Source organism: Asticcacaulis solisilvae (genome assembly GCF_052327315.1).
In the GTDB taxonomy this organism is placed as follows: Bacteria; Pseudomonadota; Alphaproteobacteria; order Caulobacterales; family Caulobacteraceae; genus Asticcacaulis; species Asticcacaulis solisilvae_B.
The window spans coordinates 3,342,953-3,358,123 of record NZ_CP166196.1 but is presented as its reverse complement, the minus strand read 5'-3'; the positions used below and the strand labels follow the sequence as shown (position 1 = coordinate 3,358,123).

At 63.7% G+C, this 15,171-nt stretch carries 13 protein-coding genes and 1 other RNA gene; 5 read left to right on the top strand and 9 right to left on the bottom strand.

The features are described 5' to 3' along the window. Nucleotides 1-124: 124 nt before the first annotated feature. Together AB8717_RS15935 and AB8717_RS15930 are read right to left on the bottom strand one after the other, a co-directional pair. Nucleotides 125-1,153 (bottom strand): alpha/beta hydrolase, encoded by a 1,029-nt coding sequence (locus AB8717_RS15935; RefSeq protein ID WP_443748302.1) that lies wholly within the window; start codon nt 1,151-1,153, stop codon nt 125-127. 49 nt (nt 1,154-1,202) lie between these two features. Next, on the bottom strand, nt 1,203-1,601 hold the full coding sequence (locus AB8717_RS15930) for a YccF domain-containing protein (RefSeq protein ID WP_443748301.1): 399 nt from the start codon (nt 1,599-1,601) through the stop codon (nt 1,203-1,205). Between the two features lie 359 nt (nt 1,602-1,960). Between AB8717_RS15930 and AB8717_RS15925 the strand changes: the two genes are divergently transcribed. The 5 genes from AB8717_RS15925 to AB8717_RS15905 all read left to right on the top strand — a co-directional run bounded on the left by AB8717_RS15925 (nt 1,961) and on the right by AB8717_RS15905 (nt 5,708). Beyond that, nucleotides 1,961-2,170, top strand: a complete 210-nt coding sequence (locus AB8717_RS15925; protein WP_443748300.1) for a DUF4169 family protein — start codon at nt 1,961-1,963, stop codon at nt 2,168-2,170. Between the two features lie 136 nt (nt 2,171-2,306). Next, a complete protein-coding gene (locus tag AB8717_RS15920) occupies nt 2,307-2,543 on the top strand; it encodes a ribbon-helix-helix domain-containing protein (RefSeq protein WP_443748299.1) in 237 nt (78 codons plus the stop codon). A gap of 94 nt (nt 2,544-2,637) precedes the next feature. Continuing rightward, nucleotides 2,638-4,956 carry an ATP-dependent helicase gene (locus AB8717_RS15915; protein WP_443748298.1) on the top strand — a complete coding sequence of 773 codons (2,319 nt, stop codon included), beginning with the start codon at nt 2,638-2,640 and terminating at the stop codon, nt 4,954-4,956. Continuing rightward, nucleotides 4,956-5,324 carry a RusA family crossover junction endodeoxyribonuclease gene (locus AB8717_RS15910; RefSeq protein ID WP_443748297.1) on the top strand — a complete coding sequence of 123 codons (369 nt, stop codon included), beginning with the start codon at nt 4,956-4,958 and terminating at the stop codon, nt 5,322-5,324. The genes AB8717_RS15915 and AB8717_RS15910 overlap by 1 nt, the downstream gene beginning before the upstream one ends. Before the next feature lie 96 nt (nt 5,325-5,420). Beyond that, a complete protein-coding gene (locus AB8717_RS15905; protein WP_443748296.1) occupies nt 5,421-5,708 on the top strand; it encodes a hypothetical protein in 288 nt (95 codons plus the stop codon). Nucleotides 5,709-5,722: 14 nt separating this feature from the next. Here AB8717_RS15905 and AB8717_RS15900 read toward each other — a convergent pair whose 3' ends face one another. From AB8717_RS15900 to AB8717_RS15870, 7 genes are all read right to left on the bottom strand, one after another. Beyond that, nucleotides 5,723-6,607, bottom strand: coding sequence for a DUF72 domain-containing protein (locus AB8717_RS15900; RefSeq protein ID WP_443748295.1), 885 nt, complete (start codon nt 6,605-6,607; stop codon nt 5,723-5,725). A gap of 83 nt (nt 6,608-6,690) precedes the next feature. Then, nucleotides 6,691-9,201, bottom strand: a complete 2,511-nt coding sequence (locus AB8717_RS15895) for a serine hydrolase (protein ID WP_443748294.1) — start codon at nt 9,199-9,201, stop codon at nt 6,691-6,693. 153 nt (nt 9,202-9,354) lie between these two features. Continuing rightward, nucleotides 9,355-9,912, bottom strand: a complete 558-nt coding sequence (locus AB8717_RS15890; protein WP_443748293.1) for an SspB family protein — start codon at nt 9,910-9,912, stop codon at nt 9,355-9,357. Between the two features lie 72 nt (nt 9,913-9,984). Continuing rightward, complete coding sequence (locus AB8717_RS15885) at nt 9,985-11,430, bottom strand: hypothetical protein (RefSeq protein WP_443748292.1); 1,446 nt, start codon at nt 11,428-11,430, stop codon at nt 9,985-9,987. A gap of 354 nt (nt 11,431-11,784) precedes the next feature. Beyond that, nucleotides 11,785-12,145, bottom strand: a transfer-messenger RNA (tmRNA) gene (gene ssrA, locus AB8717_RS15880). A gap of 72 nt (nt 12,146-12,217) precedes the next feature. After that, nucleotides 12,218-13,531, bottom strand: coding sequence for an MFS transporter (locus AB8717_RS15875; protein WP_443748291.1), 1,314 nt, complete (start codon nt 13,529-13,531; stop codon nt 12,218-12,220). A gap of 166 nt (nt 13,532-13,697) precedes the next feature. Further along, the gene (locus AB8717_RS15870; protein WP_443748290.1) at nt 13,698-15,059 is read right to left on the bottom strand and encodes an Nramp family divalent metal transporter; all 1,362 of its coding nucleotides are present in this window, start codon (nt 15,057-15,059) and stop codon (nt 13,698-13,700) included. Between the last annotated feature and the right edge of the window lie 112 nt (nt 15,060-15,171).

The window sequence follows — 15,171 nt, the reverse complement described above, 5'->3', positions numbered from 1 at the left end:
CGTACGGAATACGCCTGTTCGGTCACGATCTAGGATGGAGTGCCGATCCCGCTAAATCAAATTAAAATCGAGTCATGAAGCAAATGTAACGCGTCTGGTTATGGTTTTGCGGCCGCGAAGGCAATTACGCGTAAAGACCTCTTGCCCTGGCAAAGGCCAGGAACAGGTCGCCCCAGGCATGGGTCGGCTTGCCTACGACATTGCGCAGCCCGAAGCCGTGGCCGCCTTCGGGGAAGAGGTGCGTTTCGACCGTGACGCCGGCCTTTTTCAACGCCGCGCGGAAAACCAGCGTGTTTTCGATCGGCACCGATGTGTCGGTCTCCGAATGCGTCAGGAAGCAGGGCGGCGTGTCGCGCGTCACCATGCGGTCGGGCGAATAGGTGACGATGGCATCATCCGACGGCGTCTTGCCGAGCAGGTTGATGCGCGATCCCATATGCGCGATCGATGCGTCCATGGACAGCACCGGATAGATGGGTGCGGCCAGATAAGGCCGGGCGCTCAACGCATCGGCGTCGTCCACCGGCGCATAGACCTTCGCGTCGTAGCGCGTGGCCAGGCTGGCGCAGACATGGCCGCCGGCGGAAAAGCCCATCATGCCGACGCGCGCCGGATCGATTGCGTATTTGGCCGCCCGGGCGCGGACGAGGCGCATGGCGCGCTGGGCGTCGCTGACCGGCGCGTCGGCGGCGTTGGCCCAGCCTTCCGCGGGCAGACGGTAGAACAGGACGAAGGCGGTAATGCCAAGGCTGTTGAGCCAGGCGGCGATTTCATAACCCTCGTGATCGAGGACGATGCGGGCATAGCCGCCGCCGGGGGCTATGATCATGGCGGCGCCGTTGGGATTTTTCGCGGGAAAGACGCACAGGCGCGGCCTGGAAATGCCCATGACCGAGCGGTGATAGACCGCCGGATCCTTGCTGGCCTCGGTCACGGCCTCGACCAGGCCCGGGTTGAGCAGGCCGGGTGCGACGCTGCCCGGCCACAGGTCGATGGTTTCGGTAGGGGCCGGCCAGCCGGCAATCGTATTGCGTTTTTCGGGAGGCACGTCGTTCTCCGGCGGCGGGGTCTGTGCCGAAGCCGATAGCGCGCCGGACGCCAGCAGGCCAGCCCCCGCAAGGCTGCCGCCGAAAAATTGCCGCCTGCCGATCATTCGCGCATCTCCAACATGTGAGTTGTGTGCGCACAGATTGGGATAAAAATCAGGGCTTGTCGACCACCATCTTGCCGACGGGCGCCAGGGCCAGTTGCGCCAGCTGGATGTCCTTGAAGGCGAACGGAATGCCGATGATCGTTATAGCCTCCAGCGCGGCGCTGAAAACGTGGATCAGGGCGATGTACCAGCCGGCGAACAAGAACCAGATAATGTTGAGAATGACGCCCAGGCAGCCGGCGACAGGATTGTCTTCACCCGTATAGGCGGCGCGGTCGACGATCTGGCGGCCGAACGGCCAGAAAACGAAGCTGGCGATGCGCCATGCCGAAAAACTCCACGGCAGGCCGACGACGGTGACGGCCAGCACGCAGCCGCCGAACAGCCAAGCCAGGCCGGCGAAAAAGCCGCCGCACAGCAGCCAAAGCAGGTTCAGAATAAGCGTCATGCCGGTCCTTTCGTGGGTATGGAGTTGCCACCGCACCGCGATACGGTAGCCGGATGGCGCGTTTTGCGCATGTTAATTTTGCGTCATTTGTTCGGACGGTTTGTGATCACGTTGCGTCTGGAAACGCTTACAATTCGCTGTTTTAGGGTGCTCGTCTACTTTGACGGTTGCGAATCGATTTCAATTAAGCTGACTTTTTTCTTGCTGCACTGCCCAAGAAATAGCCGAAGCCTTGTACGCTGGCGCGCTTTTTACTGTAGGGCGGGGGTGGCGGCAGGTCCTGCGGTGTCATTCGCTTTGTGATCATCCTGACCGTTATATTTGTGATAACATAGCGGCGCGGCGCGAAGGAGTGCAATGTGAGCGATATCATAAATCTGAACAGGGTACGGAAAAATAAGACAAAACAGGCGCAGAAAAAGACCGCCGAACGTAACCGTGCCGTTTACGGTTTGCCCGCCGCCGAGCGCAAGGCCGCCCAGGAAGCCGAATTGAAGGCACAGCAGCGCTGGGCGCAAAACCGGCTTGATGACGGCGTTGAAAAGAAAAAGGTTGACGACGATCAATAAAAGGCGACAGATTTACACCAACCGACAGGGTCTGGGGCAAATAATACCGGGAACACGCGAAAAGCGTCCCGGACCAGCGGTTATTCACGCAGCCGCCTGGAGGGGGAGGCAAAGGTCATGAAACCGGGAGAAACTCATGCCTGGCCTAAAAAAAAGATCAGTTAATCTGGCCGGACACGCAACCTCCGTCGCCTTGGAACCCGAGTTCTGGGCGGTGCTGGAAACCATGTCCAAGGAACGTCGAATCAGTCTTGCAGCCCTGATCGCCGAACTGGACCAGCGCCGGGGCGAAAGCCTTCTGGCATCCTATTGCCGCTTGTCGGCGCTTGCCTATGCGCAAACCGGCGGTGCTCTAAAACGCAAACGTGCCTGATATTATGACGCGCCCTGACCGGGCGCGTCATAATTCTGTGTGAGCGTTGATTATATGCGTTGGATGAGAACATAGGGTGTACTAATCTGCACCGATGGAATCTGTAACGACGAAAATCAGCGATCTGGCGTCGCCCCGCGCGGCACAAACCAACATGTTCGACGGCCTGAACGCCGAACAGCTTGAAGCCGTGCGCGCCACCGAGGGCCCCGTTCTGGTATTGGCCGGGGCAGGTACCGGCAAGACGCGCGTGCTGACCACCCGCATCGCCCATATCCTGAATTCGGGCCTGGCCCGGCCGTGGGAAATCCTGTGCGTCACCTTTACCAACAAGGCGGCGCGCGAGATGCGCGAACGCACCGAGCGCCTGGTCGGGCTGTCGGCGGAAGGCCTGTCTAACCTCGGCACCTTCCACTCGATCGCCGCGCAGATCCTGCGCCGCCACGCTGAGTTGGTGGGCCTGAAATCGAACTTCACCATCCTCGACGACGACGACCAGACGCGCCTGATCAAGCAGATCTTCGAAGCCGAGAACATCGACCAGAAACGCTGGACGCCGAAATCCTTCACCTGGCACCTCGACCAGTGGAAGAACAAGGGGCTGACGCCGGACAAGGTGCGCGGCGACGGCACCGAATTCGCCGGCAACCGCGGCCAGAAGCTGTATGCCATGTACCAGGAGCGGCTGCGTATCCTCAACGCCTGCGATTTCGGCGATCTGCTGCTGCATAACCTGAAGCTGCTGACCGACAATCCCGACGTGCTGGAACGCTATCATGCGCGTTTCCGCTATGTGCTGGTCGACGAATACCAGGACACCAATGTCGCCCAGTACCTGTGGCTGCGGCTGTTGACCAACGCGTCGCGCAACCTGTGCTGCGTCGGCGACGACGACCAGTCGATCTATGGCTGGCGCGGCGCCGAGGTCGACAACATCCTGAAGTTCGAACGGGACTTTCCGGGCGCCAAGGTCGTGCGCCTTGAGCGCAACTACCGTTCGACCCAGCACATTCTGGCCGCCGCGTCGGGTCTGATCCGCGCCAACAGCGCGCGGCTGGGCAAGACGCTGTTCACCGACCAGCAGGGCGGAGAGCGCGTGCGCGTCCAGGGTATCTGGGACGGCGCCGCCGAGGCCCAGTTCATCGCCGAGGACGTCGAACGCCAGAAAAAGGCCGGCCGGCAATATGCCGACATGGCGATCCTGGTGCGCGCTTCGTTCCAGATGCGCGCCTTCGAAGAACGCTTCGTCATGCTGCAGATCCCGTACATCGTGGTCGGCGGCCCCCGCTTCTTCGAACGCGCCGAAATCCGCGACGCCATCGCCTACCTGCGCCTGATCCAGTCGCAGGACGACGACCTGGCCTTCGAACGCATCGTCAATGTGCCCAAGCGCGGCATCGGCGACGCCACGGTGCAGAAGCTGCTGCAACAGGCGCGTTTGAGCGGCCAGAGCGTCATGACCGCCGTGCGCGACCTGGTCGATACGGACGAACTGCCGTCGCGGACGAAAACGCCGCTGATCGCGTTCCTGCGCGACTACGACCGCTGGGTCGAGCTGTCGAAGTCGATGAAGGCGGAAGGCGTGCTCGACACGCTGCTGACCGACAGCGGCTATTACGACATGCAGCGTGCCGACAAGACGTCGGGCCAGGCGCGGCTGGACAACCTCAAGGAACTCGGCGACTCGATGGCGGCCTTCGACAACCTCGAAGCCTTCCTGGAGCACGTCGCCCTGGTCATGGATCTGGAACGCGACAACGGCGGCAATTCCGTGCGCCTGATGACGCTGCACGCCGCAAAGGGGCTGGAATTTCCCGTCGTCTACCTGCCGGGCTGGGAGGAGGGAATCTTCCCGTCGCAGCGCGCCATGGACGAGAACGGCCTGAAGGCCCTGGAGGAAGAACGCCGCCTGGCCTATGTCGGCCTGACGCGGGCGCGCGAAGAAGCGCGTGTCAGCTTCGTCGCCAACCGCCAGGTCTACGGCCGCTGGACTAGCCAGATTCCCTCGCGCTTCGTCGACGAACTGCCGATCGAAAACGTCGATGCGTCGTCGGTCACGGGCTACGGCAATTCGGGCTGGTCGCAGCCGCAAAGCCGTTGGGACAAGGCGGGATATGAGCCCAACTATGCAAAGCGCGAGATTGGGCGGGAAGGCAACACGACGCCTGCCCAGGCGGCGCGGTCGAATGTTCTCAGCGGGACGCGCGCGGCGCCCGACTATCCCCGTCCGCAGCCGCACCGCCAGACGGTGGCCGCCAAGCCGGAAAGCAAAAATCTGAAGATCGGCGAGCGCGTCTTCCACGTCAAGTTCGGCTACGGCTTTGTCACCGAGGTCGAAGGCAACAAGCTGGTCGTCGACTTCGAGACCAGCGGCGAGAAGAAGGTCATCGACAGTTTCGTTGATCGCGCCTGATGGATGGCTGGATAACGTCAGGCAAGGTCCGGGCCCGCGAAGTGCCCGACGCCGAGGGTGGTGGGCTCGAAATCCTCATCGACGGACTGACGACGCAAGGCCGCTATTACAAGCCGCTGGTCTATGAATTCTTCCGCAAGGAGTGGCGCGGCAGCCGCCCGGCCTGGGGCGACCATGCCGTCGAAATCCGCATGGAGCACGTCGGCGATCCGCCGTGGATGGACCTCGACAACCTGGCCAAGGCCTTGCTCGACGCCATCAAGGGTTTTGTGTTTCACGACGACAGCCAGGTGGCGCGCCTGCTGGTCGAACGCCATCCCGGCGACCGCGAGCAGATCACCATCCGGGTCTATGCGTTGAAGCGCTAAGCCTGCGCCGTTTAGACTTTACGGCCCTCTGCCGCGGTCTTATGTCATCGGGAAATCGGGAGACAATCGGCCATGGTGGCGAAGGCAAAACGAGATATGAGCGATATCGCCGTTATCGACGGTGTCGCGTATCGCTGGCACATTCATCGCGAGCCGCAATGGTCGACCAACGACGGCGCCAAGGGCCTGTGCATCGCGGTCGAACCCCAGGAAAATCCTCAGAAGATCCTGCTGATGGAATATCCCTTCCCGCCGCCGAATCGTCATCAGCAGCGGCCGAAGGTGTCCAAAAGCGATGTCGCCGCGCGTATCAAGGAAGCCATGGCCGTCGGCTGGGACCCGGAATCGCGTGGCAAGCCGTTCACCTACATTATTGAAAAATAATCGCTCGCCGGCCCTTACCGCCCCACACCCATCTGTTCCAGCATCGCCCGCAACTGGTGGGCATTGTCTATGGCGTTGCCGTCATAGTCGTTGTTGAAATAGGCCCAGACGCGTTTGGCGCCTGAGTCCGCGATGCGTCTGGCCCAGTCGCGCATCTGGTCCTCCGAATAGCGATACTTGTACCAGGCATCGACGCCGTGGAAGCGGACATAGACCTCATCGGCGGTTTTGATCATGTCGTCGGGCAGCTTCGGCCCCGAGCACGCGCAGAAGATGATGCCGGCGTCGCGGAAGGCGGCATAGACGTCTTCGTTCCACCAGCTGGCATGGCGGAACTCGACGACGTTGCGGCGGCCTGGCTCCATTTGGGCGACGATCGTTCGCAACAGGCCGCTGGAATAGCGTGCACTGGGCGGTAACTGGAACAGCAGGCAGCCCATGTGCTCGCCGAGAATATCGGCGACGTAACCGAAATCCTTGACCAGCGTCTCCGTGTCCTCGAACCGCTTGACGTGGGTGATCAGTTCGTTGGCCTTGACCGTAAAGACGAACGGCGTGTCCGGCAGATCCTTCATCCACGCCTTGACGCCGGCTTGGGTCGGCCAGGAATAGAAGGAGGCATTGATTTCGACCGTGTCGAAGCTCTCGGCATAATAGGGAAACCACTGGCTGGTCGGCATCTGCGTCGGGTAGAAGAGCCCTTTCCAGTCCCAGTAGAACCAGCCGGAACAGCCGATATTCAGCCGCGGCAGTTCGCGCGACAGAGGCAGGGGCGGCAACGGCTTTTCCAGCCGTAGCCTGTGCATCTTTTCGGCGCGCATCGGGTTGGCTTCGCGCTGTTTGGCACGGCGCGCGGCGCGCTTGCTGACGACGGGAACGTCTGGTCGGGTGTCCGCCATGAAAAACCTCCGGACGGCAGGGTCCGTCCGGAGGCATCAGGTTTCAATCGGGCCGGACAGCGTGGCCTGTCAGGGCGCCATTGTTACGACCAGCAGGCCAGGCCGCCCCACAGGGCGATGATGACGGCATAGAAGGCCCACCACGCCAGCAGCCCGGCGTGGGCGTATTTCTGCCACTCGGACCAGCCGTCGCCATAACGGTTACGTTCGTTGTAGACGAAGTAATAGGTGATGATCTGGTAGACCGTCCCCAGGGTCGCGATGAAGGCCAGGACCGAGGCGAACTGTACCGGGCCGGCTGGCCAGTGGACGAACAGGGTCGAGGCATCGTCGAGGTTCGACAGCCAGTGGTGGAAGACGGCGACGGCGATGATCCACAGCGCCGCGATGCCGGCCGAGATGATGCTGGCGCGGACCTGCTCCTCGGTCGGCCGATAGTGGCGGTCGGCGCCCTGGAACAGGGACAGGAAGGTCAGGCCGCAGGTGATCAGGGTGATGACGGTCAGCACCTTGGCCGTATCCGGGCTCATCCACCAGCCGACGCGCTCATAGCGGTTGAGGTTGGTTGCGGTCTCGAAGGCAGTGGCCTTGCTGCCCTTGATCAGGAAGTGCAGGCCGCCGGTCGCCGCGGCGGGGCCCGGGTCTTCGCTGTCCTGCTGGTTGAAGAAGCCCTGGGCCTGGGCCGGCACGAAGGCCGACAGGCCGTTGCGCGTCGTCAGGATCAGCCGGCCGTCATTGTCGACCGTCACCTCGACCGTGTTGATCAGGCGGGTGATGGCGCCTTCCAGGCCGCCGTATGCGCGGCGCGTCGAGACGTACTGGCCCTTGAGGCCGTTGTAGTAGTCCTTGTGGTTGGCATAGGCCTGGTCGGGCGTCGGCATCAGCGGCGGACGCACCAGGTCACCCGACAGGTGGTCGAGCAGCAGGCTGGGATAGGCGTTGGCGAGGTTCTCGCCGGTCTGGGTGTTGGTGCTGATGAAGATACCGAGGTTGAGCTCGGGCACGATGACCATGTTCGAATTGAACCACAGGGTGGAACCGCCGTGGCCGTAGGTGACATAGCCCGATGGCGCCGTGCGGATCATCAGGCCGGACGCCCAGCCGTTATAGCCCGCCGGCATGGCCAGCATCGGCGTGCGGAAGGCGCGGGCGGAATCGGCGTTGAACAGCTGAACGCCGTCGAGCACGCCATTGCCCAGCATCAGCGCCATGAAGCGCGCCATGTCCTTGGCGGTCGAAGAGGCGCCGAGCGCTCCTGACATCGGGATGACGTGGTCGAAGGGCTGGGCCTCATAGGTCGCGCCGTCCCAGACGAAGCCGTCGGACAGGTCCTGGGTCAGGACGGCCGACAAGGGCTGTGGCAGGCCGTCGACCTCGGGGCTGGCGACCGCGTAGGGCTCACGCAGCGAGGTATGGTCCATGCCGAGCGGCTGGAAGACGCGCGCCTCCATCAGTGACGGCACGTCCTTGGCCTGGGCGGTCTGGCTGAGCGCCCTGGCGGCCAGCTCCGGACCGAAGTTGGAATAGGAGCTGAAGACGTCGGGATCGCGTTCGCGGTGCGGCTGATGGTGGCGCAGATAAGAATCGACGCCCGGGATGCGGTTGGGATTGAGCTGGAACAGGTGGCCGAGGCTGGTGTCTTCGAAGCCGCCCGTGTGGTCCATCAGGGCGCGCAGGGTCAGCGGCCGGAAGCGGCGGTCGTCGTTGAAGATGTCGTTCGGCACGTATTGCGCGATCGGGGCGTCGAGCTTGATCCGGCCGGCCTCGATTTCCTGGCGGGCGACGATCCAGGTGAAGACCTTGGAGATCGAGCCCAGGCGGAACAGGCTGTTGTTCGGATCGACGCGGCGCACGGGCGACAGGCGGTCGTAGCCGTAGCCCTTGACCAGGATCGGCGTATTGCCCTGGACGACGGCGACGGTCACGCCCATGACGTGGTCGCGCTGCATCAGGGTGCGCACGACCGAGTCCGTATAGGTTTCGATATCGTCGGCGCTGATCGGCGTCGCGGGGTTGCGCGGCGTCGCCGCGTTCACGGGTTGGGCCGACACCAGGCTGGGATTGGTGGCGACGGTAACGGCGGGCGGCGGGGCGCCGTTCACCGTCGGGAAGGTCGCCGGCAGGCCCGGCGGCGGTGGCGGTGCGACAGGGGCCTGCACCGGATGTTGTGCGGGCGGAGTAGCCGCCACCGGCGTCGCTGGACGGGGCTGCGTGGGGGCGGGTGCCGTCTGGACGGGGTGCTGCGCGGCGCCGGGTGCGGGCGTTGCCGGGATCGGGCGGGGCTGGGGCGCGGGCGCCGTCACAGGCTTTGGCACGCCCGGCGTCGTTGCGACCGGCACCTGGCCAGGCGCGGCGGGTGTCGCCGGATGCGGAACCTTGGGATGGACGCGCTTGGGCGCGGCGGAAGACGTGGAGGCCGACGACGATGAAGCCGCTGCTGCCGGTGCGGCAGCGGGGGTGGCTTCAGGCGTTTTTTCGGGCGCCTTTTCCGGCGTCTTTTCGGGCACGAAGGGATGCAGTTCCGGCGTCGCGTCCTGAGCCAGCGTCACCGCCGGGCCCGACATCAGCACCGCCATGAGGGCTGCGGCTGCCACGCCGCGCCGGGGAGCAGAGCCAAAGGCCTTAACCACACGCCGCCACATCATATTGTGCCCGATTTCTGTTACGCGTCCTACCTGACGCGAAGCTAAGCGATTCTGGCTGTTTTTGCCCGGCTTTTTTCGCGTTCCGGGCGCGGTTTTCCCGCGTTATTTCTTGCGGAACTGATCCAGCGAAACAACCTTGGGCGCGTCGGGATCGGGTTCGCCGTCGTCGGTCCTGGCGTCCGTCTTTTCGGTGGCGGCTTCGACCGGCATGTCGGCGCCGGTCTCAGCCAGCGTGCCTTCGGCGGAGCCTTCGCTGGGATCGAGGTCCTGGGTCAGGGCCGCCGTATCGTCGACCTCGAACTCCAGCATGAACTGGGCATACGGATCATGGAAGCGCGTGATCGCCGCATAGGGCACGGTCAGGATCTTGGGCACGCCGCCAAAGGTCAGCGTCACGCGCATGAAGTCCTCGGTGACGCGCAGGTCCCGGAACTGGTGCTGCAGGACGATGGTGATGTCGTAAGGATACCGCGCCAGCAGATCGTCGGGGATCGAAACCCCGGGACCGCGCGTCAGGAAGGTAATGTAGAAGTGGTGCTCGCCCGGCAGGCCGTCCCGCGAGCCCGCACGGAGCAGGGCCTGACGGATCACGCCGCGCAGGGCGTTCTGGGTCAGGGCGGCATAATCCATCAGATCGACGGGCATCTGGTCTTCTGACATGGGAAAACTTCAGGCAGGACTTTTCGGAAAAATTCGAAGCCGAGGTGTATCACGCGCCCGCGAAAACGGAACTTAAAAATCGTGGCCGTCAACAAAATTCCGTGAGTCGCGCCGGACATGGATGACGGCATTTCCGTCCGCATAGGCGCGGCGCCAACCGGGAAGCCGGTCCATGGCGCGCGCCATAGGCGTGTCGGGGCGCAGAAAGGTCCATTTCACGCCGTCATTATCGAAGGCCTTGGCCATGACATCGGACCTTCCGGCGGCGAGGTCCGCATAGCGGTCGAGGAAGGCCGGGCCGTACAGGTCGGCGCGGCTGTCGATATAGGGGGCAATGCCGGCGCGGATCAGATAGCCGCCCATATCGTAGGCGTTGAAGACGCGGGCGTGGGCAAGCCCGGCCGGCACGTGGGCCAGGGCTTCGGACGGGTCCGACGCCGTGACCGGTGAGGCCATGGGAATGGCAAGGCGCGCCGCCGCAAGGAGGACCGCGGCAAGGGCGGGCCACGGCGACGGTCTGGCGGTTTCGCGGCTTTGGCCCAGCGCCTGGCCGAGCGGTTGCGCCAGGATCAGGACGGCGGCGACCGCCAGGACCATCTCATGGCGCTGTTGATGCAGGCTCATGGCGAACAGGCCGGCCAGCACCGCCCAGCGGACAAGACTGAGGCGGGGGCGGACACGCCAGACAGCGAAGGCGAGGGCAGCGGCCGCGATGAACAGCGGTTGCGGCTTGGTGAAGGCGACCGGGCCCCATTCTCCGATGCCGTCGAGATTGCGCATGGTAAAGAGCTTGAGCGGAAAGAGCAGGCCGTCGACACCGAAGGGTGTCAGCAGGGCGGCGGCCAGGGCGGCGACGGTAAAGCCGGCCCACATCAGGACCGCCTTGGACCGTGTGTCCGATGCGAGCACAGCTTCAAGCGCGAACGGCGCGATCAGGGCGAGGCCGGCAATAAAGCTGCCGTGCATATTGGCCCACAGCGTCATCAACGGCAGCCAGGCCCATGGCGGCGTCTTGGCGCGGGACAGGGCTGACAACCACAGCACCATGACCGGCAGGACCAGGATATGGGGGCGCGCCAGCAGGTGCGGCCCGAACAGGGCGGCAGCGATCAGCACCAGCAGCCACAGGGCCAGGCCGCCGATATGCTTCGCGGCTTCGCGCGCCATCAGGCCGATTCCGGTGGCGAAGCAGGCTGCCGTAAGCACCATCACGCCGGGCCAGGCGCCGAACAGGAAGGCACGCGACAGGATAATTTCGGACAGCCATTCGTGCGCCACCCATGGCTTGCCGGCAAAGGTCCAGGAGAAGGGATCGGCATGCGGTACCGCATGATGGGCGACCATCCAGTCGCCCGCCGCCAGGTGCCACCAGGTGTCTGTATCGTTGAGCAGGGCCGGCGGCCACAGGGCCAGCGCAAAGACGAGAAGCGCCAGCGCGGCCGCCGCATGGGCGGAAACCCACGCGCCGATATTGGGACGCGATGCGGGCAGGGCTGCGGCTGCGGTTTGCGGCTTCATGGCGGAAGCCTAACAAATGGCGTTTAATTCGGGGTGAAGGCTAGGTTAGGAAAGGTGCCGGACTGCTGTTGGAAGGCGTCCGCCGCGCTGAAAAAGCGCAGCGTTAGCGCTACTGAGAATCGCCGGCGCCTGCGGAGGAAGATGTTGGAAGATGTTGGAAGATGCCGGACGTCTGTTGCAAGGCGTCCGCCGCGCTGAAAAAGCGCAGCGTTAGCGCTACTGAGAATCGCCGGCGCCTGCGAAGGAATATGTTGGAAGGTGCCGGACGTCTGTTGCAAGGCGTCCGCCGCGCTGAAAAAGCGCAGCGTTAGCGCTACTGAGAATCGCCGGCGCCTGCGAAGGAAGATGTTGGAAGGTGCCGGACTTCTGTTGCAAGGCGTCCGGCGGGCCCCGCCTGGAGGGCTTATTCCCCAGGAGTTTGATTGGAATTACCCGACTGCATTACGCAGCGAGGGCGTATTCCGAAGCGAAGTTATCGTTCGCATTTAAAAAATGGGCCGATCGCGGGAGCCCATGCCGAGGGAAAGCTTCACCTTTACACGTCTGTCGATGCTGATCGGCCCCATAGTTCCCGCCAAAAAGCCTTGGAGGATGATGGTGGAGCCGCCGGGAATCGCACCCGGGTCCAGTCCGCTTATTACGTGGGCGTTTATCCCCATAGTCCGGTTGCCCGGACCCTTCCAATATAGGGAAGGCGGCCGGGAAGGGGAAGAGCTTTCCGGCGCCATCCACGAAAAACGCCCGCCGTGGTGACGGCGGGCGTTTCCTGATCGATCGTATTTTACGCCTAGAGTTCGACGCGCTTGTACTTCGGCGTCAGGAAGTGGACGAAGACAAATGCCGTGAAGTAGGTGAAGGCGGCGATCGCGAAGATCAGCGTATAGGAATGCGTGGTCTGCAAAATCCAACCGACGAACAGCGACATCACCATGCCGCCGACCGCGCCCATGGCGCCGCCAATGCCCAGTACCGTGCCGACGGCCGACCGCGGGAACAGGTCCGACGGCATGGTGTAGACGTTGCACGAGAAGGCCTGGTGGCCGGCCGTGGCCAGGCCGATGATCAGGACGGCGGGCCACAGGTCGTGGACCATGTGGATGAAGAACATCGGCAGGGCGAACAGCGAGAACAGGAAGAAGGTTACCTTGCGCGACACGTTGACCGACAGGCCGCGTCCGATCAGGAAGGACGACATCCAGCCGCCGACGACGCTGCCGATATCGGAGATCAGGTAGATGACGACCAGCGGCGCGCCGAAGGACGAGATATCGAGGCCGTAGTTCTTGTGGAAGAAGTCCGGCAGCCAGAACAGGTACAACCACCAGATCGGGTCGATCATGCACTTGGCCAGGGCATAGATCCAGGTTTCCTTCTTCGACACGACCTTCCAGAACGGCGCCTTTTCGACGGAGTCGGCCGGGTCCTGGCGGATGTGCTCAAGCTCGGCCGGGGTCAGCTTCTTGTGCTGGTGCGGACGGCGGTACATCAGAAGCCAGGGAACCAGCCAAAGCAGGCTGAGGGCGCCGGTGACCATGAACGACCCGCGCCAGCCCAGGCCCAGGCCATGGAATTCCATGGGGAAGGTGCCGATCTTGAAGGTGGTCAGGGCGATGAACGGCACGCCGGCGGCGGCGATCATGACGCCGATCGAGGTGCCGGAATTGAAGATGCCGGCGGCCAGGGCGCGTTCCTTTTGCGGGAACCACTCGGTGATCGCCTTGAGGCTGGACGGGAAGGACCCGGATTCGCCCAGGCCCAGCGCAAAGCGGGCCATGGTGAACTGGGTCAGGTCGGTGACCATGCCGGTCGCCATGTGCGCCAGGGTCCAGGCGGCGTAGGCGATGGTATAGCCGATGCGCACACCAGCGACGTCGAGGAAGCGGCCGAAGCAGAGCTGCCCGATGGCATAGGCGCACTGGAACCAGAAGACGAGGCCGGCATAGCTTTCCTCACTCCAGCCGAACTTGGCTTCAAGCTCGGGCTTGAACAGGCCAAGCATCTGACGGTGCGTGTAATTGATGGCCAGGGCGGCGAACAACAGGGCGACGATGCCCCATCGGTAATTGCCGATTTTGGCAGTGGTGGCTTTGGCCTGCGACATGACGATCCCTGTTTTTTTGCTTGGCCGAGATTTAACCCGGTTTCTTCGGCTTGCATACTATGCAACTCATGACACCGGTGGCAAGGCTAAAAAATCGAATAAGGAATAACGCCGTTCGGCCGTTCGCGCGGCGGGCGAATTGTGTGATCAGATACCGCCCCGGACCTCAGTGCGGGAAGAGATGCGCCACCATGATGACATTGGCGGCGAGGATGGCGGCGAACAGCGCCCAGGCCGTGACTTGCATCCAGACCGGCGTTGTATGGGCGCCCATGACCGTCTTGCGCCCGGTCAGGCGGATCAGTGGCCAGACGGCGAATGGCAGTTGCAGCGACAGCGCCACCTGGGTCATGACCAGCAGCGTGCCTACCCCATGCTCGCCCATGACGGCGACGCCGATCAAGGCCGGCACGATGGCCAGGACCCGCGTGATGACGCGCCTTTGCCAGCAGGGAATCCTGATGTCGAGGAAGCCTTCCAGGATGACCTGGCCGGCTATGGTGCCGGTGAAGGTCGAGCTCTGGCCCGAGGCAAAAAGCGCGACGGCGAACAGAAGCCCGGCGGCCGCGGCGCCGGTCAGCGGCGACAGTAGTGCCTTGGCGTCCTCGATATCCGCGACGGTCGTATGGCCGTGCGCGTGGAAGGCCGACGCCGCCAGGATCAGGATCGCGGCGTTGACGAAGGCCGCCAGCACCAGCGACACGACGGTATCGAGCGTCGTCATGGTGATGGCTTCGCGCGTGCCGTGCAGTCCGGCTTCGGTTTTGCGCGTCTGCACGATCGAACTGTGCAGGTACAGGTTATGCGGCATGACGGTGGCGCCGACTATGCCGATGGCGAGGTACAGGGCCTCGGGATCGCCAAGGCGGCCGAGATCGGGCACGGCGCCCATCAGTATGCCGCCGGCCGACGGCTTTGCGAGGAAAAGCTCGATCAGAAAACACAGGCCGATCGTGGTGACGAGGCTGAGGATGATAGCCTCGACCTGGCGGAAGCCGCGGCCTTTAAGCCCCAGCACGATCAGCAGGTCCAACGAGGTCAGGGCGATGCCCCACATCAGGGGCAGGCCGAACAGGAGCTTGAAGGCGAGCGCCGCGCCCAGCACCTCGGCGATATCGGTGGCGATGATGGCCAGTTCCGCCAGGCCCCACAGGCCGAGATTGACGAAGCGGGGGTAGTGGGCGCGGCAGGCCTGGGCGAGGTCGAGACGGGCGACCAGGCCAAGGCGCGCGGCCAGGACCTGCAGCAGCATGGCGGCCAGGGCCGACAGCAGGACGATGAACAGCAGGCCGTAGCCGAACTGCGAACCGGCGGCGATGTCGGTCGCCCAGTTGCCGGGATCCATATAGCCGACGGCGACCAGGAGACCCGGACCGGCGAAGCTGAGGAAGCGCCTGAGCGGCGTGGTCCGGGGCGCGACCTCGACGATGCCCTGGACCTCGCTGGGACAAAACGGCGCGGTCGCCGTACCGGGCAGCTTCAGGGCGCGCGCCGTGGCGTGGCCGAACTGGGTGATGCGGCTGAACATGCAGCCAAGGTAGGGAGGATTTCCGCAAACGCCAACCGAAAAGCCTCCGTCTTGGGGACGGAGGCTTTGTTCAGGTTTGGAGCTCTATCTCCAACGGCGTTTGTATCGCCGT

Excerpts from the sequence above, each read along its gene's own strand:
- AB8717_RS15920 (WP_443748299.1), top strand. The coding sequence starts at position 2,307 with ATGCCTGGCCTAAAAAAAAGATCAGTTAATCTGGCCGGACACGCAACC.
- AB8717_RS15915 (WP_443748298.1), top strand. The coding sequence starts at position 2,638 with ATGGAATCTGTAACGACGAAAATCAGCGATCTGGCGTCGCCCCGCGCG.
- AB8717_RS15910 (WP_443748297.1), top strand. The coding sequence starts at position 4,956 with ATGGATGGCTGGATAACGTCAGGCAAGGTCCGGGCCCGCGAAGTGCCC.
- AB8717_RS15870 (WP_443748290.1), bottom strand. The coding sequence starts at position 15,059 with ATGTTCAGCCGCATCACCCAGTTCGGCCACGCCACGGCGCGCGCCCTG.
- AB8717_RS15905 (WP_443748296.1), top strand. The coding sequence starts at position 5,421 with ATGAGCGATATCGCCGTTATCGACGGTGTCGCGTATCGCTGGCACATT.
- AB8717_RS15885 (WP_443748292.1), bottom strand. The coding sequence starts at position 11,430 with ATGAAGCCGCAAACCGCAGCCGCAGCCCTGCCCGCATCGCGTCCCAAT.
- AB8717_RS15930 (WP_443748301.1), bottom strand. The coding sequence starts at position 1,601 with ATGACGCTTATTCTGAACCTGCTTTGGCTGCTGTGCGGCGGCTTTTTC.
- AB8717_RS15935 (WP_443748302.1), bottom strand. The coding sequence starts at position 1,153 with ATGATCGGCAGGCGGCAATTTTTCGGCGGCAGCCTTGCGGGGGCTGGC.
- AB8717_RS15890 (WP_443748293.1), bottom strand. The coding sequence starts at position 9,912 with ATGTCAGAAGACCAGATGCCCGTCGATCTGATGGATTATGCCGCCCTG.
- AB8717_RS15875 (WP_443748291.1), bottom strand. The coding sequence starts at position 13,531 with ATGTCGCAGGCCAAAGCCACCACTGCCAAAATCGGCAATTACCGATGG.
- AB8717_RS15900 (WP_443748295.1), bottom strand. The coding sequence starts at position 6,607 with ATGGCGGACACCCGACCAGACGTTCCCGTCGTCAGCAAGCGCGCCGCG.